We start from the raw sequence: 24,253 nt of genomic DNA, 5'->3' as shown, positions 1-24,253 counted from the left end.
GGGGTAGGGGATGGGGTGGGGTTAGAGGTCGAGGGCGGTGGCGATCTCGGTGCGCAGGCGGGTGATGGCCTGCTGCGCGCGGGTGCGGGCCGCGGCGACGTCGCCGCCCGCGACCGGCTCCACCACCTCCAGGTACGCCTTCAGCTTCGGCTCGGTGCCGGACGGGCGGATCACCACCCGGGCGGCGGCGGTACGCAGGATCACGACGTCCGCCTCGGGGAGCAGGTCCTCGGCCGCCTCGACCGGCTGCCCGAGCAGAGCGGTCGGCGTCGCCGCCCGGATCCGGGCCATCGCATCGGCGATCTGCCGCAGATCGTCCACCCGCACCGAGAGCTGGTCGGTGTGGTGCACCCCGAACTCGGCGGCCAGCTCGTCGAGCCGATCGGTGAGGGAGCGCCCCTGCGCCTTCAGCCCGGCAGCCAGTTCGGCGACGGTCAGCGCGGCGCTGATCCCGTCCTTGTCGCGGACGAGCTCCGGCGCGACACAGTAGCCGAGCGCCTCCTCGTACCCGAAGACCAGCGGCTCCGTCCCGCCGCCCGCCCGGACGATCCACTTGAACCCGGTCAGCGTCTCGTCGTACGGCAGGCCACGTGCGGCGCACATCGCCCGCAGCAGTGACGACGACACGATCGTGGTGGCGTAAAGCCCCTTGACCCCGCGACGCATCAGGTGGTCGGCGAGCAGCACACCCACCTCGTCACCCCGGAGCATCCGCCAGCCGGATCCGCCGTCGCGTACCGCCACCGCGCAGCGGTCCGCGTCCGGGTCGTTCGCGATGGCGAGGTCCGCGTCGGTGGCGTTCGCCAGCGCTACCAGCAGGTCCACCGCGCCCGGCTCCTCCGGGTTGGGGAAGGAGACGGTGGGGAAGGCCGGGTCCGGTTCGGCCTGCTCCGGCACGATCCCCGGCACCGGGAAGCCGGCCCGGGCGAAGGCCGCGGTGAGGACGGCCGCGCCCACCCCGTGCAGCGGGGTGTACGCCACGGCGAGTTCCCGGGATCCGTCCGGCGCGATCACCGACGCGACCTGCTGCACGTAGGAGGCGACCAGGTCGTCACCGAGCACCTGACCGGGCGGGCCGAGCGGCACCTCGGCAAGTGGGCCGACGGCCCGGATGGCGGCCTCGATCCCGGCGTCGGCGGGCGGCACGATCTGCGCTCCGGCACCGAGCGTCCCGCCCAGCTGGGCACCGAGGTAGACCTTGTAGCCGTTGTCCTGCGGCGGGTTGTGACTGGCGGTGACCATCACCCCGGCCACCGCGTCGAGCCGGCGCACCGCGTACGCGAGCACGGGGGTCGGCAGCGGGCGGGGCAGCAGCAGCGCGGCACGTCCCGCCCCGGTGGCGACCTGAGCGGTGCGCTCGGCGAACTCGCGGGAGCCGTGCCGGGCGTCGTACCCGATCACCAGCGGACCGGTGCCGCCCTGGGCGGCGAGCCAGCCGACCAGCCCGGCGGCGGCCTGGGTGACCACCGCGAGGTTCATCCCGTTCGGCCCGGCCCGTAGCGGTCCCCGCAGGCCGGCGGTGCCGAAGGTCAGTGGACCGGCGAACCGGTCGGCGAGGTCCGGGGCGCTCTCCGGCAACCGGTCGAGGACCGCCTGCAGCTCCGTCCGGCTCGCCGGGTCCGGGTCGTCGTCGAGCCAGCGCCGGGCTTGCTCGCGAATGTCATCGATGTCAGTGGTGTCCGCCGGCATGCCTCTTGATAGCACGCCGGCGGCGCACCGCCGACACTTCCCTCCGGCTCAGCCGATCACGCCACTGTCGCCGGAGCCCTGCTCAGCTGGCGTCGGTGAGCTTGAAGGTCCGTACCATCTCGTCGAAGATCGGCTTACTCTCGGCGAAGCGGCTGTCGGTCGCGGTCAGGTAGAAGGAGTAGATCTTCCCGTCGCTGACCACGCCGCGCCACACACCGTGCCGCATGGCGTCACCCTCGCCGCAGGTGTACTCGAACTCGGCGGCCGGCTTCCCGCCCAGCTCCTGCTCCGTCATCTCGATCTGGCTGTACGGCTTGGCGCAGCTCTTCGCCGACTTGAGCCCGTTCGCGGCGATCTCGGCCCACCGCATCGAGCTGTCGCCGCCGAACTTCTCGGTGAGGACCCGGACCTTGCGGCCGCTGTCCTCGGGGTCGACGTAGTCGATGTAGACGCCGCCCGTCGCCTTCTTCCAGCCCTTCGGCACCATCACCTGGACGCCCCGGGCCGCGTGCTCCTGCATCTCGATTCCCGGCCCGGCGGGCGCCGTGCCGGTCGGCTGGGCCTGCGGGGCGGTCGGGGGCTCGTCGTCACCGCCGCTGACGGCGACGATCACCACGATCAGCAGCACCACGGCGAGGCCGCCGGCCGCCGCCAGCTGGACGTTGCGCGGCCACCCCTTGACCGTGCGGACCAGTTCGGCACCCATCCGGCGGACCCGGTCGCCCAGGCTCCCGCCCTCCCGGGGCACGGTGCCGGGCGAGGTCCACGACTGCCCGGTGCCCGGCACCGACCACTGGCCGCCGCCGTAGGTGCCACCCATCCGCTGGGTGGCGTCGGGCCCGGCCGCGTAGGGGACCGCCTGGGTGGCGTCGGGCCGGACCCCCCAGGTCACCGGCTGGGTCGCGTCGGGCTGGGCGTCCACCCGCTGGGTGGCGTCCGGGCCTCCGTAGGTGCGACCGGCGGTCGGCTGGCCCGGGCCGGGCATCGCCCCGGTGGGCGTGTGCAGCGGCCCCGCCAGCGCGTCGGCGCTGGTCTCGTCGAGGGCTCCCGCCCCCGGAACGCCGGCCGGCTGGGGCCGTTCGCCCCGGCGCAGCGCGGCCAGCCGATCGGTCAGCGACTCGCCGGGAGCGATCATGGCCCGACCGCCGATCTGGCCCGTCGGCTTCGGCTCGGGCTGGATCACCGGCGGGGGAGTGACCGGCCGTTGCACCGGCACCACCGAGTACGGGTCGGTCATCGAGTGCACGGCGGCCGCGTTGTTGCTCAGCGCCCCGGCCAGCAGCTCGCGGAGCAGGGCCCGGGCCCGGTGCACGTCCATCCGGCGCGCCGGGTCCTTCTCCAGCAGACCCATCAGCACCCCGGTGAGCGGGCCGCTGCGCTGCGGCGGGGCGGGCGGGTCCTCGACCACCGCGTGCATGGTCTCGATCGGGTCGCCCTTGTCGAACGGCGGGCGCCCCTCGACAGCGGTGTAGAGCGTCACGCCGAGGGAGAAGAGGTCGCTGGGCGGACCGAACTCCTGGCCCATGGCCCGCTCGGGGGAGATGAAGTGCGGCGAGCCGAGCACCATGCCGGGTGTGGTGAGTTGTACGTCGGTGGGCATCCGAGCGACACCGAAGTCGGTGAGCACGCAGCGCCCGTCGGTGCAGATCAGCACGTTGGCCGGCTTGACGTCGCGGTGCAGCACGCCGATTGCGTGCGCCACCTCCAGCGCGCCGAGCAACGCGATGCCGATCTTGGCGACGACGCGCGGCGCGACCGGCCCGTCCTCGATCACCATGTCGGCGAGGCTGCGGGCGTCCAGCAGCTCCATCACGATCCACGGGCGGCCACTCTCAGTGACCACGTCGTAGACCTGCACGACTGCGGGGTGCTGGATCGCGGCGGCCGCGCGGGCCTCACGGAGGGTGCGTTCGTACATGGCGTCGCGGTCACTGGGGGCCAGCCCCGGGGGGAGGACGACCTCCTTCACCGCGACGTCCCGGCGCAGCAGGGTGTCTGTCGCGCGCCAGACCGTACCCATGCCGCCGTTGCCCACCGCGGAGCGCAGCTCGTAGCGACCACCGATGGTGGTGCCGGGTGCCGCGCGTCCGCTGGGGGGACTGACAGGTCCGCCGCTCCAGGTCGGGATCTGAGTCACAGAAAAGCCACCGGGGGATATCGAGGGGGCTGGGACACAACCTCCCTATCTTGCTTGTTCCGACGCCCGATGCGAAAGCCGACGCTCGGACGTTTATCGAAGTCAACGGTACGTACCCGACCGTTCACGTGCGGTCGAACTTCCGGGACTCAGCGTGCGGAATCCCTCACCCCCGGCCGTCGTGGTTCGTCCTACCATCCGGGGATGAGCCAACGGCGGTCGAGCGAGTCCGGGTTCCCGATCAAGGGCGTCTACCGCTCCGGCGACCTGCCGGAGGATCTGGAGTCGCGGCTCGGCGCCCCGGGCGAGTTCCCGTACACGCGCGGGGTCTACCCGACCATGTACACGTCGCGCCCGTGGACCATGCGCCAGTACGCCGGCTTCGGTACCGCCGCCGAGTCCAACGGGCGCTACCACCAGCTGTTGCGGGCCGGCACGACGGGCCTCTCCGTCGCCTTCGACCTGCCCACCCAGATGGGGTACGACTCCGACGACCCGGTCGCGCACGGTGAGGTCGGCAAGGTCGGGGTGGCGATCGACTCCATCGAGGACATGCGGACGCTCTTCGACGGCATCCCGCTGGACCAGGTCTCCACCTCGATGACCATCAACGCGCCCGGCTCGGTGCTCCTCCTGCTCTACCAGCTGGTCGCCGAGGAGAACGGCGTCCCCGGGTCCGCGTTGAACGGGACCATCCAGAACGACATCCTCAAGGAGTACATCGCCCGGGGGACGTACATCTTCCCGCCGAAGCCCTCGCTGCGCCTGGTGGCCGACACCTTCGGCTACTGCCGCGCCGAGGTGCCGAAGTGGAACACGATCTCCATCTCCGGCTACCACATGGCCGAGGCCGGGGCGAGCCCCGCGCAGGAGATCGCGTTCACCCTCGCCAACGGCGTCGAGTACGTCCGCGCCGCGCTCGCGGCCGGGCTCGTGGTCGACGACTTCGCGCCGCGGCTGTCGTTCTTCTTCGTGGCCCGTACGACCCTGCTGGAGGAGGTGGCGAAGTTCCGCGCCGCCCGGCGGATCTGGGCCCGGCTCATGCGCGACGAGTTCGGCGCAAGGGATCCGAAGTCGATGATGCTGCGCTTCCACACCCAGACCGCGGGGGTGCAGCTCACCGCCCAGCAGCCCGAGGTCAACCTGGTCCGGGTCGCGGTGCAGGGGTTGGCCGCGGTGCTCGGCGGCACCCAGTCGCTGCACACCAACAGCTTCGACGAGGCGATCGCGCTGCCCACGGAGAAGGCCGCCCGGCTCGCGTTGCGCACCCAGCAGGTGCTGGCGTACGAGACGGACCTGACCGCCACCGTCGACCCGTTCGCCGGCTCGTACGTCGTCGAGGCGATGACCGCCGAGGTGGAGGCGGCGGCGACGGCGCTGATGGACCGGGTCTTCGAGTACGGCTCGGCGGTGGACGCGATCGAGGCCGGGTTCCAGAAGCGGGAGATCGAGCAGTCCGCCTACCGGATCGCGCAGGAGATCGACTCGGCGGAGCGGGTGGTGGTCGGGCTCAACCGGTTCCAGATCGACGAGGAGGAGCCGTACGAGCCGCTGCGGGTCGACCCGGCGATCGAGGCGGCGCAGGCCGGGCGCCTGGCCGAGCTGCGGCGCGTACGCGACGCCGGGGCGGTGCGGCGGAGCCTCGACGAGCTGCGGGCGGCGGCCTCCGGCACGGAGAATGTCCTCTATCCGATGCGGGAGGCGCTGCGCGTCCGGGCGACGGTGGGTGAGGTCTGCGGAACGCTGCGCGAGGTGTGGGGGCGGTACCGGCCCAGCGACCGGTTCTGACGTCCCGCCCCGCCACCCGCGCCCCGCCCGGTCGGCTGTCGCGTTTTAGCTGGTCAGACGCTAGATCGTGGGGTTCGCGGAGCGCTACAGTCGGGGCAGGTTCATCCCGCCGCCGGTCTCGGGCTCGGTACGCGCGACGCCGCCGTACCGCCGCCGGGCGACGCCGCCTCGGCCCGGGGTCGCGTGTGCCCGAGAGGTTTGCGGGTACCCCGGCCGGGTGAACGGAACGGACACCCTGTGCGCTTCGGGCGCTCGGGCACATGTGAGCGTCTGTCCGGCTCGTTGCGGAGTGTGGTCGGTTAATTGGCGGAGTGTATGTTCATCAAGCTGACTAATGCGACAATTCGCAACGAAGGGCCCCGAGTGGCCGCGCTCGATTTCGTGACTGCGGAATCGGTTACGCGTTGTAGGAGGTGAGGCGGCAGATGGCAGCGTCCGAGCGCGATCTACCTGCTGTGCCGCTGACTTCCGAGCGCTCCCAGCAGGGCATTCGTGACGCTGCGCGTTCCGATCACTACCGGAACGAGGTTGCGCAGCGTCACCGGCGGAGGTCTAGGCTGTCTGCTGTTCATGATGATCCATCCATCACTAACGAACGAGATTTCGACGTGACGAGTGCGTTGACGCTGCCCACTGGCAGCCAGCTGGCGTCGTCCTGGCCGGAGGCGCCATCCGGGTCCCAACCTCTGCCGTTCGAGCTGGACGATCTGCTCGCCCTTCGCGTACCCGGCCTCATCGCGACCCGCCGTCACATCCACGCCCACCCGGAGCTCTCCGGGCAGGAGTTCACCACCGCGGCGCTGATCGCCCAGGAGCTCACCCTGGCCGGCCTCAACCCGCGGCTGCTGCCCAAGGGCAACGGGGTGCTCTGCGACATCGACGGCCGCCCCGACGGCCCGGTGGTCGCGCTGCGCGCCGACATCGACGCGCTGCCGCTGACCGACGTCAAGGACGTGCCGTACCGCTCCACCGTGGACGGCGTCTGCCACGCGTGCGGTCACGACGTCCACACCACGATCATGCTCGGCGTCGCGATGCTGCTGGGCCGGCTCGCCGAGCGCGGCGCGCTCAACGGCCGGGTCAGGTTGATCTTCCAGCCGGCCGAGGAGATCCTGCCCTGCGGCTCCCTGGAGGTCATCGAGGCCGGAGGCCTGGACGACGTGGTGCAGATCTTCGCGCTGCACTGCGACCCCAACCTCCCGGTCGGCCGGATCGGCCTGCGGGTCGGTCCGATCACCGCCGCCGCCGACAACGTCACCGTCCGGCTCACCGGGCCGGGCGGGCACACCGCGCGTCCGCACCTCACCGTCGACCTGGTCGACGCGCTCGGCCGGCTCATCACCGAGGTGCCCGCCCTGGTCAGCCGCCGCGTGCCGGCCAACAGCGGGTTGCTGCTGGTCTTCGGTCACGCCTCGGCCGGCACCCGCTACAACGTCATCCCCTCCGAGGCGTGCGCGGCCGGCACCCTGCGGGTGATGGACCGCGACACCTGGGAACTCGCGCCGAAGATCGTCGGCCAGGTCGTCCGGGACGTGGTCGCGCCGACCGGCGCCACCGTCGACCTGGAATACCTCCGGGGCCGCCCGCCGGTCAGCAACGACGCCAAGGCGATCCAGGTCCTCACCGCGGCCACCACGGCGGCCCTCGGGGCCGAGGGCGTCGCGGAGACCCCGCAGAGCATGGGCGGCGAGGACTTCTCCTGGTACCTGGAGTACGTCCCCGGTGCGCTGGCCCGGCTCGGCGTCGGCCGGTCCGGGCCCAACGTCGACCTGCACCGCGCCTCGTTCGACGTGGACGAGCGGGCGATTCCGGCCGGCATCCGGGTCATGGTGCAGACCGCGTTGCGGGCACTGGAGGCTGCGCCCCACTGACCTGCGGAGGCTGCGGCCCACCGAGCGGCGGGGGCGGCGGCGCGCCGACCGGCGCCGACGGCGGGTTCCGCCGCCGCCGGCGGCGCAGCAGCACGATCAGGACCCCCAGCGGTACGCCGAGCACGACCAGCCACGGCAGCAAAGCGCCGAGCACGGTCAGCAGGAGGGTCATCGAGGCGAGGAAGACCTTCCAGCCCCCGCTCAGCCCGGCCAGGAAGCCCAGCTCGGTCTCCTCGTCCGCCGTGCTCACGTCCGGTCCGAGCAGCGTCAGCGTGATGGTGGAGAGCGCCGTCAGGTCGGCCAGCCGTCGCTTCTTCGCCTCCAACGAGGCCAGGTCCGCCTCCCGCTTCGCCAGCTCGCCCTCCAACGACACCAGGTCGCTGATCGTGGTCGCCCGGGCCAGCAGCTTCCGGCCGCTCTCCACCCGGGCGCGTTGGGTGGCGATCCGCGCGTCCAGGTCGATGGTCTCCTCGGTGACGTCCTCGGTGCGGATCTCCCGCCGCTCCTGCCGTCCCAGCCCGGCGAGCTCGTCGACGATTCCGGTGAACCGCGCCGCCGGTACCCGCAGGCTCAGCTCGGCCCGGGCGTCGGCGTCGACACTGGTCCGCTGGTCGCCGCCGACGAAGCCACCGGCCCCGGTCACCGCCGCCACGGCGGACCGCGCCGCCGCGTCCACATCGTCGACCCGGACCAGCATCGTTCCGGTGTAGATGATCGACCGCTGCTCGACCCGGAGGTTCGGTGCGCCCGTACCGGCCGCTGCGGGCCCGCCCGCGCCCGCCTGCTCGGGCGCGACCGCCGGGCCGTGCTCCGCCGTCCCCGCGCCGACGGCCGAGCCGGCCTCGTCGCTTCCACCGGACGCGCTGCAACCGCCCGCCGCCAGAGTCGCCACCAGCACCGCGGCCGAAACCACCCGATGCCGCCTGCCCCGTACGTCCATCTCCGCTCTCCTCCGCTCGCCCGACGGGCGATAGCTCGGACGTGGCGCGCCCGTACGCCGGTTCCGGCAGACTGCGCTCAGGACGTCACGATTCGATAATCGAGGAGTCACGATGCAGCTCACCAAGTACGCCCACTCCTGCCTCCGGGTGGAGCACGACGGGGGCGTGCTCGTCATCGACCCCGGCGTGTTCAGCGACCCGGCGGCGCTGGACGGGGCGGACGCGGTGCTGATCACCCACGAGCACCCGGACCACCTGAACATCGAGGCGGTCACCCGGCAGTTCGACCGGCGCCCCTTCCCCGTGCACGGGCCGGCCTCGCTCGCCGCCCCCCTCGGTGACGCGGCCGAGGCGTTGCGGCCGGTCCAGCCGGGCGAGGCGTTCACGGCCGCCGGGGTGGCCGTCCGCGCCTACGGCGGGCGGCACGCCGTGATCCACCCGGACATCCCGGTGGTGGAGAACCTGGGCTACCTGGTCAACGACGTGGTCTACCACCCCGGGGACTCCCTGGTGGTGCCGGACCTCCCGGTCGACACGCTCTTCGCGCCGATCCACGCCCCCTGGTCCAAGTTCTCCGAAGTGGTCGACTTCATCCGGGCGGTCGCGCCCCGTCGGGCGTACGCCCTGCACGACGCGCTGCTCAACGAGAACGGGTACGCCGTGCTCGACCGCCAGTACGCCGCCCTCTCGCGGACGGACTACCGGCGGCTGGAGCCCGGGACCCGGCTGGACGCCTGAGGCGATGCCCGGCCCCTCGCCCGAGCTCGTCCAGCAGCTCTACCGCACGCCCCCCGACCGGTTCGTGGCGGCCCGGGACGCCGCGGTCGCGGAGGCGCGCAAGGCGGGCGATCCGGCGACCGCCCGTCAGATCGCCCGACTGCGCCGCCCCACCGTGGCCGCCTGGCTGGTGAACCTGCTCGCCATCCGCCGGCCCGAGCTGGTCGCCGACCTGGCGCAGCTCGCCGAGGCGCTGCGCTCGGCCCAGCGGGAGCTGCGCGGCCCCCGGCTACGGGAGCTCTCCGCGCAACGACGGGCGGTGGTCGGCGCGCTCATCGCCGAGGTTCGCAAGCTGGCCGCCGAGGAGTCCGGGGCCCCGCCGACCGGGAAACTGCCGCTGAACGAGGTGGAGGCGACGCTGAACGCGGCGCTCTCCGACACGGAGGTGGCCGAGCAGGTACGCGCGGGCCGGCTGCTCCGGGCGGCCAGCTACGCCGGCTTCGGTGAGGTGCCCCGCCCGCAGCTACGTCTGGTCACCGGCGGCGAGGACGAGCAGGAACAGGGGCGGCAGGAGGGCGGCCGAGCCCCCGCCCAGCGGGGCCCCGGCGGGCGGGCGGCCGAGCGGGCCGCGGAGCGCGCCGAGCGGGAGGCGCGCGCCGAGCGGGCCCGGCGGCGTCGGGCGTTGGACCGCGAGCTGGCGAAGGCCCGCGCTGATCAGGCCCGGGCCGAGTCGGAGCTGGCGGACGCGGCGGAGTCCGAGCAGGACGGCGCCGCCAGCCTCGACGAGATCGAGACGGAGCTGGCCGAGCTGGAGCGGCGGCGGGCGGTCGCCGAACAGGAGCTGAGCCGGGCCCGGCTGGCCCGCCGTGGGGCGGAACGCGCCCTCACCGCCGCCCGACGGCGCAGCGGCGAGGTGGAGGCGGCCGTGGAGGCGCTCGATGCCGAGGAGGGGGATTCCGGCACGGGCACCGGCGAGGCAGACTGACGTCGATGAAATGTGGTGTGGCACGGGCCGGTGCCGACGCGCACGGGTCGGCCCGATGACGCCGGAGCAGATCGCCGCCGCCAGCAAACCGCTGGTGCTCGTCCTGGGCGACGCCTTCAGCCGCTGCCCGGTCACGTTGCGTCGGGCAAGGCTGCTCGGCATCTCCGGCTGGGCCTTCTACGTCACCGGCCGGGCCGGCGCGCTCGGCGACGTACGCGCCGAGACGGTGGCCGCCGTGCTCGGCTTCCTCGCCCCGGACGCGGTCGCGGACGGCTGGGACGGCGCCGCCCGCACGGTCCGGCCCTCCGAAGTGGCCGCCGCGACGCTCGCCGAGTGCTGCCGGTGGGGTTCGCAGCACCTGGACGATCTCCCCCGGATCGATCGGCTCGTCGGGCTGCTCGAACGGGCGGTACACGCCGCGGACGCCAGCGGCATGCCGCTCTTCGCCGCCGGGCGGGCGATGCCGGTGCCGAACCGCAGCATCGGCGCCCGCGCGGCGGTGGCGCTGCGGCTGCTCCGCGAGTACTTCACCGGCGCACACCTGCTCGCCGTGCGGGCCAGCGGGATGACTCCGCTGGAGGCGGTGCTCGCCGGGCCGGAGGGGGAGGCGGGCGCGATGGCGTGTGGCTGGCCGCCGCCGTACCCGCCGGTGGGTCCGCTGGTCCGGCGGCGGCTCTGGGCCGAGGCGGTGACCCACCGGCTGGCCGCCCCGGCGTTCGCGGCGCTCGGGCCGGTCGACGGGGGCGAGTTGCTGGAGTTGCTGGTCGCCGCCCGGACGCACCTCGGCCCGGTGGCCCGCTCGCACCCCGCCGCCTGAGCGCTGCTCCGGTCGCCCGGATCGGCAGGGCGTGGCCCTTCGGCACCGTCCGGCGGGGAACGGGCGGCGGGGCGATAAATGGGCGGCGCGAGCGTTCGCCGCCTGCCAGGATCGGCGCCGTGACGCTTCCCGCCGGCTGGACCGCCCGCCGCCCCACCGTCGACGACGTACCGGCGATCCTGAAGGTGGTGCACGCCGCCGACATCTTCGCCGTCGGCTACCCCGACTTCGACGCCGAGGACGTCCGGGACGCGCTCACCGCTCCCTTCGTCGACCCGGCCCGGGACTCCTGGCTGGTCACCGACCCGGACGGCACCGCGGCGGCCTGGACGATCCTGAGCAACCCGACCGGGGTGGGCCGGGAGTTCGTCGAGGTCTACGTCGACCCGGACCGAGGTGCGGAGCTGCGCGCCCCGCTGCTGGCCCGGCTGCTCGACCGGGTCGCCGAGCGGGCCGCGGAGCGCGGCCTGCCCGCGCTCACCGTCCGGACGGCCGTCTTCGCGCCCGAGACCCGCTGGGCGGAGGAACTGGTCGAGTCCGGCTTCACCCGGATCAAGCGGTACGTCCGGATGACCCGATCCCTCGCCGACCTGCCCGCCGAGCCCGCGCCCCCGCCCGGGGTGACCGTCCGGCCGCTGGTCGCCGGCGACGAGGCCGAGCTGCGGGTGTTCCACCGGATCTTCGACTCCGCGTTCCGGGACACCCCGGACTACGAGCCGCTCGGCTTCGCGCAGTGGCGCGAGCAGCTGCCGTCGTACGGCAAGGTCTGGGACGAGTGGTTCGTCGCCGAGGTCGACGGCGAGCCGGCCGGTGCCCTCCAATCCTCCGACCAGGCGTTGGACCAGGACATGGGCTGGGTCCGCACGCTCTCCGTGCTGCCCGCGTACCGGCGGCGCGGGGTGGGGGCGGCACTGCTGCGCCGGGCGTTCGCGGTCTACGCCGCCAAGGGCCGGACCGCCGCCGGGCTCGGGGTCGACCTGGCCAACCCGACCACCCCGGTGACCCTCTACCGCTCCGTGGGGCTGGGCGAGGCGCGCTGGACCGACATGTACGAGCGGGCGGTCGCCGCCGCGGGTGTGTGATAGGCGACCCGGCCCGGGGCCGCCGCTCGACCGGGGACCGGCCCGGAGCAGACTGAAGGCGTGCGAACGTTACGCCGAGGCGGTGCCGGTGGGGCGGGAGCGCAGATCGGAGACGTAGTCGTCCGGCGCGCCCGCCTTCTCCGCGGCGTTCGCGATCTCCGACAGGTACCACGAGGTCGGCAGCCCGCCCTCGTAGCCGTCGAAGACGTAGATCCACGCGGTCACGTCGCCGTCGAGGGTCGAGACGCGGACGTGCAGCTTCCGGTACGTGCCGGAGGTGACGCCCTCGATCTCGTCGAGCTGGGCGGCGTCGTACGGGTGGATGTCGTAGAGCGCCACGAAGACCCGGTCGCCGGGGGACTCGACGAGGGTGCTGACCGCGCCCTCCCAGCCGATCACGTCCTCGCCGGCGAAGGTCAGCCGCCAGCCCTCGAGCCAGCCGGTGCCCACCATCGGCGAGTGCGGGCAGTAGGCGCGCATTCGGCCGGGGTCGAGGTTTGAGCCGTAGGCGGCGTGAAGACGCACGGCGATGACGATAGCCCGGCGGACGGGTGGGGGAGAATACGACGGTGCGTGTCGGACGCGTTCAGGAGAAGAAAGTCACTGTGAGCATCGACGAAGGGCGAGTGCGGTGAGCCGGATCGTGATCATCGGGGGCGGGCCGGCCGGCTACGAGGCGGCGCTGGTCGCCGCGCAGCTGGACGCCGACGTCACAGTGGTGGAGGCCGAGGGGGCCGGCGGAGCCTGCGTGCTGTCCGACTGCGTACCGTCGAAGACCTTCATCGCGAGCTCCGGGGTGGTGACCGGCTACCGGGACACCGAGGAGTTCGGGGTGCACTCCGACGGGCTGGAGGCGGTCACCGTCGACGCCCACGCGGTGCACCAGCGGGTCAAGCGGCTCGCGCTCGCCCAGTCGGCCGACATCCACGCCAAGCTGCTGAAGGCCGGCGTCACCTTCGTGGCCGGCACCGCCCGCCTCGGCGAGGACACGCTCGGTCACACGCACCGCGTGGTGGTCAGCCCCACCGACGGCGCCGGCGAATACACCATCGACGCGGCCACGGTCCTCTTCGCGACCGGCGCCACCCCGCGCCAACTGCCGACGGCTCTGCCGGACGGCGAGCGGATCCTCACCTGGCGTCAGGTGTACGACCTGCCCGAGCTGCCCGAGCACCTGATCGTGGTCGGCTCCGGTGTGACAGGCGCCGAGTTCGCCAGCGCGTACCTCGGGATGGGTGTCGAGGTCACTCTGGTGTCCAGCCGCGACCGGGTGATGCCGCAGGAGGACGCCGACGCGGCGCAGGCGATCGAGCGGGTCTTCCGCGCCCGGGGCATGAGCATCCTGAACAACTCCCGCGCCGAGGCGGTCCGCCGCACCGAGGACGGCGTCGAGGTCGAGCTCTCCGACGGTCGCAAGGTGTACGGCTCGCACGCGCTGATCACGGTCGGCTCGATCCCCAACACCGCCGACCTCGGCCTCGCCGAGTACGGCGTCGAACTGGCCCGGGGCGGATACATCACCGTCGACCGGGTGTCCCGCACCAACGTGCCGGGCATCTACGCGGCCGGCGACTGCACCGGCGTGCTCGCGCTGGCCAGCGTCGCGGCCATGCAGGGCCGGATCGCGATGTGGCACGCGCTCGGCGAGGCCGTCCGCCCGCTGCGGCTACGGACTGTCGCCGCGAACGCCTTCACCTCGCCGGAGCTGGCCACGGTCGGTGTCTCGCAGAACGAGGTGGACGCCGGCACGGTCCCGGCCCGGCAGGTGATGCTGCCGCTGGCCGGCAACGCGCGGGCCAAGATGGACGATCTCGCTGACGGCTTCGTGAAGCTCTTCTGCCGGCCGGCCAGTGGCCAGGTGATCGGTGGAGTGGTGGTGGCGCCCAAGGCGAGCGAGCTGATCCTGCCGATCACCATGGCGGTGGAGAACAACCTCACCGTCAACGAGCTGGCCCAGACGATCACCATCTACCCGAGCCTCTCCGGATCGATCACCGAGGCGGCCCGCCAGCTCATGCTCCACGTGCTGGAGTGAGCGGCCGGGCCCCGGCCACCACCGCGGCGAGGAACGCGATCAGGGTGACCTCGGTCAGGATGAGGGCGCGTTCGATCAGGCCGATCAGCAGCCGGTCGCCCGGGTAGGCCGACCAGACCATGATCGCCGCGAGCAGCAGGCTGGTGAGGGCGAGCCGGCGCACCCAGCGCGCGGCGGGGTGGGGGAGCCGGACGGCCAGCAGCCAGCCGCCGACGGGCAGGGCCAGGAAGGCGACGACCGAGGCGTACCGGTGCACGTACGCCGCCGCGTCCATCGGCAGCCCCGGCTCGTTCGTCGGCACGACCGCGGCGAGCAGCAGGCCCCCGACCCAGGCCAGCAGGAGAAGCCCGACCCGGCGGGTCGCGCCCGCTCGGTGCAGCGCGGGTAGCAGGGCCGCCGTGGCGAGCGCCAGCACCACCATGGCGACGTCGATGACGCCGCCCCGGTCGGAGACGGCGTAGTCGCTGACGGTCAGCGACCAGGGGGAGAGGTCGTCGTTCACCTCGACGTGGCCGATCACGGCGAGCAGCGCCGCGAAGGCGATCCCGCCGAGGGCCAGCAGGCCCGACTTCCGCGTTCCAGGCATGCCTCAGCCTGTCGCCGCGGGGACCCGAAACGGATCGGGGCCGATCACCGAAATCGATCCCGGGGAGCACCCCTAGCGGCCTCGGGGTGCGGCCCCGATCCGGCGGCAGCGCCGCGCCGCGCCGGACCCGTTCACCGGACCGGGTCGACCGGGAGTTCGGCGGCGGCCCGGCGGGCGTTGCGGGTGCCGACCATCGTCATGGCCCAGCCGGCGGCGCCGAACCCGGCCGCCGCCACGGCGGCGACGACCGCGAGACGCCAGGTGGACGAGGCGAGCGCGGTGCCGCCGAGGTGCCCGACCAGCGCCCCGTAGGTGGCCCAGCCCAGCGCGGCGATCGTCTCGTAGGTCAGGAAGAGCCGGTACGGGTAGCGGCTGCGTCCGGCCGAGAAGCAGGCCGCCATCCGGCCGCCGGGCACGAACCGACAGAGCAGGATCACCAGCGGCCCCGGCCGCCGGAGGCCCTGGGTGAACCGGGCGGCGGCGCGTTGGGCGCGACTCTGCCGGGTATGTCGCCGTACCCGCCGGTCGGGGGCGGTCCGGCCCAGCAGGTAGCAGACGAGGTCTCCGGCGAGCACACCGAGCGCGCCGACGGCGATCGTGAGGGGCAGCTCCAGCCCGCCGTAGACGGTGAGCGCCCCGCTGGTGATCATGATTGCCTGGGTGGGAATGACCGGTACGAAGGCGTCCAGCAGCAGCAGGCCGAGCAGCGCGAGGTACGCCCACGTCGGTGACGTGACGTCAGTGAGTAGTTCGGGCACGCGTGCCACCTCGCCGTATGTGGCCGATCTGATGTACCGAGCCTGACGACGTGTCCGGCGTCACGGCGGACAGCCCCGACCGGCGGTGACCATGGACACGGCAGGGCCACCCAGGTATAACGACGGTCCCTCGCCCCCGGTCACGGTCGGCGGATCGGCGTTCGTCGGCGTACCGTTGTCGGGCGCGGCCCAACAACCGTCGGGTCCCCCGTTCTCGACGAGCGGGCCGCACCGGGCCGCCGGCAGGTCCCGTGCCGGCGGCCCGCCCCTGACCCGGCTCGGCCGGGTCTCCCCGGGGCGAGCGCGCCCCGACGTGACGCGCGTCGCGCTGATCCACCCGCGCCGGCACCCCGACGTCAGAGCAGACCGAGTCGATCGGGCGGACCGGACAGCTCCCGGCCGCCCTCGGTGCGGAGGCGGAAACGCGCGTGCGTCCGCGCCGGTACCGCGCGTACCGTGTCGACATGCGCAGTGCGGATCTGACCACGACGCCGGGTGACCCCGGCGTGCCGCACTGACGTTCTGTCCACGAGGCCCCGGGGCGACCGCTCCCGGGGGCCGCGCGGCGTTCGGTGACCAGGTCGCCTCCGGGTCGTATGCGATCAGGGAGCGCGACATGATCGACCACCGCAGGCTCGGCCGGGAGCTGGAGCTGTTCGTCTCCGATCCGCTGGCCGGCGCCGGGCTGCCCATCTGGTTGCCGGCCGGCGCCGCCGCCCGGCACGCCGTCGAGGAGTACGTCCGGGAGCTGGAGCGCCGGGCCGGCTACCAGCACGTCTACTCGCCACCGCTGGGTAAACGCGAGCTCTTCGAGCTCTCCGGCCACCTCGGCTACTTCGCCGACGACATGTTCCCGCCGATGCGCCTCTCCGCGGACGACGAGTTCGTGCTGCGGCCGGCGCTCTGCCCGCACCACGCGCTGGTCTTCGGCGCCCGCGGACGCTCCTACCGTGAGCTGCCGCTGCGCGTCGCCGAGCTGGGCGGGATGTACCGTGCCGAGCGCTCCGGGGTGCTCGGCGGCCTCTCCCGGGTACGGGCCATCTCGCTCAACGACGCGCACAACTTCTGCGCCCTGGAGCAGGCGGGCGAGGAGGTGGCCGAGATCCTCCGGCTGATCCGCGAGGCGCACGCCGCGCTCGGCGTACGCCCGGCCGGGTTCCGGTTGTCGGTGCGCGGGCCCGGGCAGCGGTACGTCGGCGACGACGTGCAGTGGGCCCGCGCCGAGGAGCTGCTGCGCGAGGCCCTGAGCGGGGTCGACTACGAGGTGGCACCCGGGGACGCCGCCTTCTACGGTCCGAAGATCGACATTCAGGTCGTGGACGGGCGGGGCCGCGAGTCGACCCTCTCCACCGTGCAGCTCGACTTCGACAAACCGGAGCGCTTCGACCTGGCGTACACCGACCGGGACGGGGCGCGGCGACGCCCGGTGATGGTGCACCGGAGCCTGGTCGGCAGCATGGAGCGGCTCTTCGCCTACCTGATCGAGGTGCACGAGGGCGCCTTCCCCGCCTGGTACGCGCCGGTCCAGCTGGTGGTGCTGCCGGTGGACGCCGACCAGGCCGGCGTCGCGGCCGACCTCGCCCGCCGGGCCGAGGCGGCCGGGCTCCGGGTCGAGGTCGACGCCGCCGGCTCGCTGGGGGCCCGGATCCGGGACGCCGCCCGGCGGCGCACCCCGTACGCCGCGGTGATCGGCGCTCGGGAGGCGGCGGCCGGGCTGGTGTCCCTGCGGCTGCGCGACGGTCGGGCACTCGACCCGCTGCCCGTGGCGGCCGCGCTCGGCCTGGTCGGCGACGTGGTGGCCACCCGCTCCGCGCAACTGCTGCCCGGCTGACCCGGGCTGGTGGTCCGTGGGCCGGCCGCGCCCGTGCCGCACCGGCCCACGGCCGGTGCCCGGTGCTCCCGGCCGGGTGGACGGCCGCCACGCCGCCACCCGGCCGGGAGCGTCGTGTACGTCCGCGGCCGGGGCTGTCACGCCGAGAGCGCCCCCTGCGCCGCCGCCGGTCTCCGGGCAGCCCCCTCACCCGACTCGTCCTCCTCGGTGAGCGCCTGGGTGAACTGTGACAGGTAGAGCCGGTGGTACGCGCCGCGCGCGGCGAGCAGCTGCTCGTGCGTGCCCTGCTCGACGATCCGGCCGTTCTCCATCATCAGGATCAGGTCGGCATCCCGGATGGTGGAGAGCCGGTGCGCGATCACGAAACTGGTCCGGTCCGAGCGCAGCGCGGCCATCGCCCGTTGCAGCAGCACCTCGGTGCGGGTGTCGACCGAGCTGGTGGCCTCGTCCAGGATCAGCAGCGACGGCTCGGCGAGGGCCGCCCGGGCGATCGTGATGAGCTGCTTCTCGCCCGCGCTGACGTTGCTCGCCTCCTCGTCGATGACGGTGTCGTAGCCGTCGGGCAGGCTGCGGACGAAGCGGTCCACGAAGGTGGCCCGGGCGGCGGCGAGGATCTCCTCCTCGGTCGCGTCCGGCCGGCCGTACGCGATGTTGTCCCGGATGGTGCCGCCGAAGAGCCACGTGTCCTGGAGCACCATGCCGATCCGGCCCCGCAGGTCGTCGCGGCTCATGGTGGTGGTGTCCACCCCGTCCAGGGTGATCCGGCCGGCGTCCAGCTCGTAGAACCGCATGATCAGGTTGACCAGTGTCGTCTTGCCCGCGCCGGTCGGCCCGACGATCGCCACGGTGTGACCGGGCTCGGCGACCAGCGACAGGTCGTCGATGAGCGGCTTCTCCGGCGCGTAACGGAACGACACGTGCGCGAACTCGACCCGACCGCGCGGCTGGGTGACCCGGGCCGGCTCGACCGGGTCGGGGGTCTGCTCGTCGGCGTCGAGAACCTCGAAGACCCGCTCCGCCGAGGCCACGCCGGACTGGAGCAGGTTGGCCATCGAGGCCACCTGGGTCAGCGGTTGGGTGAACTGCCGGGAGTACTGGATGAACGCCTGCACGTCACCGAGGCTCATCGTCCCGTGGGCGACCCGCAGCCCGCCGACCACGGCGATCGCCACGTAGCTCAGGTTCCCGATGAACATCATCGACGGCATGATGATCCCGGAGATGAACTGGGCTCCGAAGCTCGCCTTGAAGAGCTCCTCGTTCTTCTCGGTGAACGCCGCCTCGACCTCGCGCTGCCGGCCGAAGACCTTCACCAGTTCGTGGCCGGTGAAGGCCTCCTCGATCCGACCGTTCAGCTCACCGGTGTGCGCCCACTGGGCGATGAACTGCTTCTGCGACCGCTTGGCGATGCGCTGGGTGACCAGCACCGACAGCGGTACGGCCACCAGCGCCACCAGCGCCAGCAGCGGCGAGATCCAGAACATCGCCCCGAGTACGCCGACCACGGTGAGCAGTGACGTGAGCAGCTGGCTCAACGTCTGCTGGAGGCTCTGCGAGATGTTGTCGATGTCGTTGGTGACCCGGCTGAGCAGCTCGCCCCGGGGCTGCCGGTCGAAGTAGGGCAGCGGCAGCCGATTGAGCTTCTCCTCCACGTCGGCGCGGAGCTTCAGCACCGTCCGCTGCACCACCCCGTTGAGCAGCCAGCCCTGCCACCAGGAGAGCACCGCCGCGGCGAGGTAGAGCCCGAGCGCCAGCAGCAGCACCCGGCCGAGCGCGGTGAAGTCGATGCCCGCCCCGGGCACCGGGTTCATCCGGGCCAGCATGTCGGCGAAGGCGTCGTTGCCGCTCGCGCGGGCCGCCGTGACGGCCTGCTCGACGGTGCTGCCCGCCGGGAGCTGACGACCGACCACCCCGCTGAAGATCAGGTCGGTGGCGTGCCCGAGGATCTTCGGCCCGGCGACGGTCAGCCCGACGCTGACCAGCGCCAGCGCGATGATCCCGCCGAGCTGGAGCCGGTGCGGCCGGAGCCGGCCGAGCAGTCGCCGCGCCGACGGCCCGAAGTTCATGGACCGTTCGGCCGGCATCCCGGCCCCGAAGCCCGGGCCGCGGGCACCGCCGGGCGCCCGTCGCGGCACCGCTCCGGCAGCCGGCTTCTGCGCCGGTACCGCCTTCCTGTCGCTCATGCCGGCACCTCCGCGGTCTGCTGCGAGGCGACGACCTCGGCGTACGTCGGGCAGCTCTCCAGCAGCTCCTCGTGTCGTCCCACTCCGACGACTCCCCCGTTCTCGAGCACGATGATCTGGTCGGCGTCGACGATCGTGGAGACCCGCTGGGCCACGATCACCACGGCGGCGTCCGCGGTGACCGGCCGCAGCGCCGCCCGCAACCGCGCGTCGGTGCCCAGGTCGAGCGCGGAGAACGAGTCGTCGAAGAGGTAGATCTCCGGCTTCCGGACCAGGGCGCGGGCGATCGCCAACCGCTGCCGCTGGCCGCCGGAGACGTTGGTGCCGCCCTGCGCGATCGGCGCCTCCAGCCCCTCGGGCATCTGCATCACGAAGTCCGCGGCCTGCGCGATCTCCAGCGCCGCCCAGAGCTCCTCGTCGGTGGCGTCCGGGTTGCCGTAGCGCAGGTTGCTGGCGACCGTGCCGGTGAAGAGGTACGGCCGTTGGGGCACCAGGCCGATCCGGCGCCACAGCTCGTCCGGGGCCAGTTCGCGAACGTCCACCCCGTCGACCAGCACCGCGCCGGCGGTGACGTCCACCAGCCGGGGAATCAGCGACAGCAGGGTGGTCTTGCCCGCCCCGGTGCTGCCGATGATCGCCGTGGTGCTGCCGGCCGTGACCCGGAACGAGATGTCGCGCAGTACCGGGTCGGCCGCGCCCGGGTACTGGAACCGCACGTCGCGCAGCTCCAACTCGGCCCGTCCGGGCACCTCGGCGGCCGGAGCCGCGGGCGGCGCCACGGAGGTGTCGGTGTCGAAGACCTCGACGATGCGCTCGGCGCAGACCGCCGCGCGCGGCACCATCATCAGCATGAAGGTGGCCATCATGACGGACATCAGGATCTGCATGAGGTACTGGAGGAAGGCGGTGAGCGCCCCGATCTGGATGGCCCCCGAGTCGACCCGCTGCGCGCCGAACCAGAGCACCGCGACGCTGGAGACGTTGAGCACCAGCATCACCACCGGGAAGATCAGGGCCAGCAGCCGCCCGACCCGCAGCGCCGTGGCGCTCAGGTCCGCGTTCGCCACGCCGAAGCGCTGCGTCTCGTACGGCTCGCGTACGAAGGCGCGGACCACCCGGATGCCGGTGATCTGCTCGCGCAGGACCCGGTTGACCGCGTCGATCCGGGTCTGCATGAGCCGGAACCCCGGCACCATCCGCCGGATGACCAGCGCCAGCGCGACGGCGAGGACGGGCACCGAGACGAGCATCAACCAGGAGAGTCCGAGGTCCTCGCGCAGCGCCATCACCACGCCGCCGACGCACATGATCGGCGCGGCGACGAGCATGGTGCAGCTCAGCAGGACGAGCATCTGCACCTGCTGCACGTCGTTGGTGGTGCGCGTGATGAGCGACGGTGCGCCGAACCGGGCGACCTCCCGGGCGGAGAACCGGTTGACGTGGCGGAAGATCCCCGCCCGCGCGTCCCGGCCGAAGCTCATCGCGGTACGCGCGCCGAAGTAGACCGCGGCGATCGAGCAGACGATCTGGAGCAGGCTGACCGCCAGCATCCAGCCCCCGGTGCGCACGATGTAGCCGGTGTCGCCGCGGGCCACGCCCTTGTCGATGATGTCGGCGTTGAGGCTCGGCAGGTAGAGCGAGGCCATGGTGCCGACGAACTGGAGCAGCACGACCGCGGCGAGCGGTTTCGAGTACGGACGCAGGTGCTCGCGGAGCAGTCGGATCAGCACTTCTCCCGACCTCCCCTCCCGTGCGGGGGCATCGTCATGCCTGGTTCCTCTCCACTACCGATGACCTCCAGCAGGAACTCGCGGATCACGGCCGCCTTCGCGGGGTCGGCGTCGACCGAGGTGAGCGGCCGCCCCGACCGGAGCAGGACGCTCAGCCCCGTCAACCGTTCGCGGCCGGCGGGGGTGATGGCGAGCCGTACGCTGCGCCGGTCGCTGTCGTCGCGCTGCCGTTCGACCAACCCGTCGCGTTCGAGGGTGTCGACGATCCCGGTCAGCGTGGCCGGGCGTACGAAGCAGCGTTGGGCCACCTCGCGGTGGGGCATGGGGCCGTTCTTGTCGAGCGTCATGAGGGCGACCATCCCGGCCTGGGTGAGGTTGAACCGTTCCGCCAGGAAGCGGTTCCACCGCTGGGTGACCATGTGACCGGCCAGGGCCAGGAGGCGTCCCATCGGTACGTCGTTGAGGGTGACGAGATCCACGGGCTATAGGTTAGCCACCTGATAGTCAGGCACCAAACGAAATTGCCGCAGCGGCCGCCAGGAAGGCGACCTGCAGGGCGGTGCGCGGTGCCAGCGGCGTGACCGGCCGTCCGGCGAGGGTGAGCCGGCGCTGTGCCGCGGAGATGTTGGCCGGGAACATCGCGAGCATCAGCAGCCCCAGGCCGGCCGCGGCCCAGCGGGCCGTCGCCGGGAGCAGCAGCGCCGCCGCTCCGGCCAGCTCCAGCACGCCGGTCACGGTGACCAGGAGTGCCGGCCGGGGCAGGCGTGGCGGGACCATCGCGACGAGTCCGGATCGGCGGGGCTCGGTGAAATGCGCGATTCCGGTGAGCACGAACATCGCGGCGAGCCCGACCCGGAGCGCGTCGGTCGTGCCGTCCAGGGGGCCGAATCCGGCGAGCCCGGCGATCCGGGCCAGCGTGAAACCGGCGATCAGGGTGATCAGGGGAGCCACGACGTCCTCCTCGGGTCGAAACTTGTCACCGACAAGATTGCGTCCTGGATGCCATCTTGTCAATGGCAAGATAGGATCGCGTCATGACCCCGACACGTGGCTACCATCACGGCGATCTACGCCGTGCCCTGCTCGACACCGCGGTGGAGGCGATCGGCGAATCCGGGCCCGCCGCACTCAGCCTGCGTGACCTCGCCCGGCGGGCCGGGGTCTCGCACGCCGCGCCCGCGCACCACTTCGGCGACAAGGCGGGCCTGCTCACCGCCCTCGCCGTGCAGGGCTTCGATCTGCTCGCCGAGACCCTGCGCCAGGCGGGCGACGACCTGCTCGCCGCCGGCGTCGCGTACGTGGACTTCGCGGTCCGGCACCGCGCGCACTTCGAGGTGATGTTCCGGCCGGAGCTCTACCGGGCCCAGGATCCGGAGGTACGGGCCGCCAGTGAGCGGGCCGGCGGCGTGCTGCGCGACCGGGTCGCCGGCCTGCCGGCGCGCGACGGTGGCGCCGGCGATCCCGGGCGGGACGCCCTCGCCGCCTGGTCGATCGTGCACGGCTTCGCCACCCTCTGGCTCGCCGGTGCGCTGCCTCCCCGCGTCGGCGACGACCCGCGGGAAGCGGCCCGCAACGTGATCCGTCGCCTCGTCGAGTAGCGCGTACCGGCCGGCGCTCACCAGCTGGTCGGCAGTGGCATCCCCTCGGTGTAGCCGGCCGCGCTCTGCACACCGACCACCGCCCGCTCGTGGAACTCGGCCAGGTTGCGCGCGCCGGCGTAGGTGAAGGAACTCCGCACACCCGCGATGATCTCGTCGATCAGGTCCTCCACCCCGGGACGGACCGGGTCCAGGTGCATCCGCGCCGAGGAGATGCCCTCCTCGAAGACCGCCTTCCGGGCCCTGTCGTACGGGCTGTCCTCGGCGGTGCGGGCGCTGACCGCGCGGGCCGAGGCCATGCCGAAGCTCTCCTTGTAACGCCGGCCGTCCGGGTCGGTGTAGAGGTCGCCGGGGGACTCGTACGTGCCGGCGAACCAGGAGCCGATCATGACGTTGGAGGCGCCGGCGGCGAGCGCGAGCGCCACGTCCCGGGGATGCCGGACGCCGCCGTCGGCCCAGACATGCCGGCCGAGCGCCCGGGCCGCCGCCGCGCAGTCCAGCACGGCCGAGAACTGCGGCCGCCCCACCCCGGTCATCATCCGGGTGGTGCACATCGCGCCCGGCCCCACCCCGACCTTGACGATGTCCGCGCCCGCCTCGACCAGGTCCCGTACGCCCTCGGCGGTGACCACGTTGCCGGCGGCGATCGGGACGGCCGGGTCGAGCCCGCGTACCGCGCGCAGCGCGGAGATCATCCGTTCCTGGTGGCCGTGCGCGGTGTCGACCACCAGGGTGTCCACCCCGGCCTCCAGCAGCGCGGCGGCCTTACCGGTCACGTCGCCGTTGATGCCGATCGCGGCGGCGATCCGCAGCCGCCCCTGAGCGTCGACGGCCGGGCGGTAGAGGGTCGCCCGGAGCGCCCCCTTGCGGGTGAGGACGCCGACCAGCCGCCCCTGCGGGTCGACCACCGGGGCGAGCCGGCGGCGGCCGGCGGAGAGCAGGTCGAACCCGGCCCGCGGGTCGGCGTCCGCGGGTACGGTGTGCAGCTCGGTCGACATCACGTGGCGCAGCTGGGCGAAGCGGTCCACGCCCACGGTGTCCGCCTCGGTGACCACGCCCAGCGGCCTTCCGGCCTCGTCCACCACGATCACCGCGCCGTGCGCGCGCTTGGGCAGCAGGTGGATGGCGTCGCCGACGGTGTCGGTCGGGCCGAGCGTGATCGGGGTGTCGTAGACCAGGTGACGCTGCTTCACCCAGGACACCACGTTCGCCACCACGTCGATGGGGATGTCCTGCGGGATGACCGCGACGGCGCCGCGCCGGGCGACCGTCTCGGCCATCCGCCGGCCGGCGACCGCTGTCATGTTCGACACCACGATGGGGATGGTGGTGCCGGTGCCGTCGGAGCTGGCGAGGTCGACGTCGAGGCGGGAGCCGAGGTCGGAGCGGGACGGCGTCATGAAGACGTCGTTGTAGGTCAGGTCGTGCGCGGGGACCGCGCCGTGAAGGAACCGCACCCGGCAATCATGGCTGGCCGCCCCGGCTATCGCCCCCACTGGTAGCAG

20 protein-coding genes are annotated in these 24,253 nt (G+C 73.1%); 9 read left to right on the top strand and 11 right to left on the bottom strand.

The genetic code is table 11. The annotated features are described in order from the left end of the window. Positions 1-21 precede the first annotated feature (21 nt). Together E1211_RS17530 and E1211_RS17525 are read right to left on the bottom strand one after the other, a co-directional pair. Positions 22-1,689 (bottom strand): phospho-sugar mutase, encoded by a 1,668-nt coding sequence (locus E1211_RS17530; RefSeq protein ID WP_132350076.1) that lies wholly within the window; start codon positions 1,687-1,689, stop codon positions 22-24. An 82-nt stretch (positions 1,690-1,771) separates the two neighbouring features. Next, positions 1,772-3,826: a serine/threonine-protein kinase gene (locus tag E1211_RS17525; protein ID WP_132350075.1), complete on the bottom strand. Its 2,055-nt coding sequence runs from the start codon at positions 3,824-3,826 to the stop codon at positions 1,772-1,774. A 204-nt stretch (positions 3,827-4,030) separates the two neighbouring features. Between E1211_RS17525 and E1211_RS17520 the strand changes: the two genes are divergently transcribed. Both E1211_RS17520 and E1211_RS17515 read left to right on the top strand, forming a co-directional pair. Next, entirely contained in the window at positions 4,031-5,614 is a 1,584-nt protein-coding gene (locus tag E1211_RS17520; RefSeq protein WP_132350074.1) for a methylmalonyl-CoA mutase, read from the top strand. Positions 5,615-6,222: 608 nt separating this feature from the next. Then, the gene (locus E1211_RS17515) at positions 6,223-7,485 is read left to right on the top strand and encodes an amidohydrolase (protein ID WP_132350073.1); all 1,263 of its coding nucleotides are present in this window, start codon (positions 6,223-6,225) and stop codon (positions 7,483-7,485) included. Here E1211_RS17515 and E1211_RS17510 read toward each other — a convergent pair. Continuing rightward, complete coding sequence (locus E1211_RS17510; RefSeq protein WP_132350072.1) at positions 7,439-8,425, bottom strand: DUF4349 domain-containing protein; 987 nt, start codon at positions 8,423-8,425, stop codon at positions 7,439-7,441. The genes E1211_RS17515 and E1211_RS17510 overlap by 47 nt on opposite strands. A gap of 112 nt (positions 8,426-8,537) precedes the next feature. Here E1211_RS17510 and E1211_RS17505 point away from each other — a divergent pair, with 112 nt between their 5' ends. The 4 genes from E1211_RS17505 (at position 8,538) to E1211_RS17490 (ending at position 12,027) form a co-directional block, all read left to right on the top strand. Beyond that, positions 8,538-9,164 carry an MBL fold metallo-hydrolase gene (locus E1211_RS17505; RefSeq protein ID WP_132350071.1) on the top strand — a complete coding sequence of 209 codons (627 nt, stop codon included), beginning with the start codon at positions 8,538-8,540 and terminating at the stop codon, positions 9,162-9,164. 4 nt (positions 9,165-9,168) lie between these two features. Continuing rightward, positions 9,169-10,128, top strand: a complete 960-nt coding sequence (locus tag E1211_RS17500; protein ID WP_132350070.1) for a hypothetical protein — start codon at positions 9,169-9,171, stop codon at positions 10,126-10,128. Between the two features lie 55 nt (positions 10,129-10,183). Beyond that, complete coding sequence (locus E1211_RS17495) at positions 10,184-10,945, top strand: hypothetical protein (protein ID WP_132350069.1); 762 nt, start codon at positions 10,184-10,186, stop codon at positions 10,943-10,945. A 119-nt stretch (positions 10,946-11,064) separates the two neighbouring features. Then, positions 11,065-12,027, top strand: coding sequence for a GNAT family N-acetyltransferase (locus E1211_RS17490; protein WP_132350068.1), 963 nt, complete (start codon positions 11,065-11,067; stop codon positions 12,025-12,027). A 69-nt stretch (positions 12,028-12,096) separates the two neighbouring features. On the opposite strand, the gene E1211_RS17485 is transcribed toward E1211_RS17490, so the two are convergent. Further along, a complete protein-coding gene (locus tag E1211_RS17485) occupies positions 12,097-12,552 on the bottom strand; it encodes a gamma-glutamylcyclotransferase (protein ID WP_132350067.1) in 456 nt (151 codons plus the stop codon). Between the two features lie 106 nt (positions 12,553-12,658). Between E1211_RS17485 and E1211_RS17480 the strand changes: the two genes are divergently transcribed. Beyond that, positions 12,659-14,062, top strand: a complete 1,404-nt coding sequence (locus E1211_RS17480; protein WP_132350066.1) for an NAD(P)H-quinone dehydrogenase — start codon at positions 12,659-12,661, stop codon at positions 14,060-14,062. On the opposite strand, the gene E1211_RS17475 is transcribed toward E1211_RS17480, so the two are convergent. Next, positions 14,040-14,648, bottom strand: a complete 609-nt coding sequence (locus E1211_RS17475) for a DUF998 domain-containing protein (RefSeq protein WP_132350065.1) — start codon at positions 14,646-14,648, stop codon at positions 14,040-14,042. The genes E1211_RS17480 and E1211_RS17475 overlap by 23 nt on opposite strands. 131 nt (positions 14,649-14,779) lie before the next feature. Next, entirely contained in the window at positions 14,780-15,406 is a 627-nt protein-coding gene (locus tag E1211_RS17470) for a DedA family protein (protein WP_132350064.1), read from the bottom strand. 601 nt (positions 15,407-16,007) lie between these two features. Here E1211_RS17470 and thrS point away from each other — a divergent pair. Then, positions 16,008-17,237 carry a threonine--tRNA ligase gene (thrS, locus tag E1211_RS17465; RefSeq protein ID WP_371686166.1) on the top strand — a complete coding sequence of 410 codons (1,230 nt, stop codon included), beginning with the start codon at positions 16,008-16,010 and terminating at the stop codon, positions 17,235-17,237. A 137-nt stretch (positions 17,238-17,374) separates the two neighbouring features. Here thrS and E1211_RS17460 read toward each other — a convergent pair whose 3' ends face one another. From E1211_RS17460 to E1211_RS17445, 4 genes are read right to left on the bottom strand one after another with little or no spacing between them, the layout of a single operon-like run. Further along, a complete protein-coding gene (locus E1211_RS17460; RefSeq protein ID WP_132350062.1) occupies positions 17,375-19,420 on the bottom strand; it encodes an ABC transporter ATP-binding protein in 2,046 nt (681 codons plus the stop codon). Further along, the gene (locus E1211_RS17455) at positions 19,417-21,150 is read right to left on the bottom strand and encodes an ABC transporter ATP-binding protein (protein ID WP_132350061.1); all 1,734 of its coding nucleotides are present in this window, start codon (positions 21,148-21,150) and stop codon (positions 19,417-19,419) included. Before E1211_RS17455 ends, E1211_RS17460 begins: the two co-directional genes overlap by 4 nt. Beyond that, positions 21,144-21,629, bottom strand: a complete 486-nt coding sequence (locus E1211_RS17450) for a MarR family winged helix-turn-helix transcriptional regulator (protein WP_132350060.1) — start codon at positions 21,627-21,629, stop codon at positions 21,144-21,146. Before E1211_RS17450 ends, E1211_RS17455 begins: the two co-directional genes overlap by 7 nt. A gap of 25 nt (positions 21,630-21,654) precedes the next feature. Further along, positions 21,655-22,101 carry a DoxX family membrane protein gene (locus E1211_RS17445; RefSeq protein WP_132350059.1) on the bottom strand — a complete coding sequence of 149 codons (447 nt, stop codon included), beginning with the start codon at positions 22,099-22,101 and terminating at the stop codon, positions 21,655-21,657. 83 nt (positions 22,102-22,184) lie between these two features. Here E1211_RS17445 and E1211_RS17440 point away from each other — a divergent pair, with 83 nt between their 5' ends. After that, complete coding sequence (locus E1211_RS17440) at positions 22,185-22,748, top strand: TetR/AcrR family transcriptional regulator (protein WP_132350058.1); 564 nt, start codon at positions 22,185-22,187, stop codon at positions 22,746-22,748. A 17-nt stretch (positions 22,749-22,765) separates the two neighbouring features. On the opposite strand, the gene E1211_RS17435 is transcribed toward E1211_RS17440, so the two are convergent. Then, positions 22,766-24,205: a GuaB1 family IMP dehydrogenase-related protein gene (locus tag E1211_RS17435; protein WP_132350057.1), complete on the bottom strand. Its 1,440-nt coding sequence runs from the start codon at positions 24,203-24,205 to the stop codon at positions 22,766-22,768. Positions 24,206-24,253 lie beyond the last annotated feature (48 nt).

This window comes from Micromonospora sp. 15K316 (assembly GCF_004348525.1).
Lineage (GTDB): Bacteria > Actinomycetota > Actinomycetes > Mycobacteriales > Micromonosporaceae > Micromonospora.
Note: the sequence above shows the minus strand (reverse complement) of the source record. Positions and strands in the feature narration are given on the sequence as shown.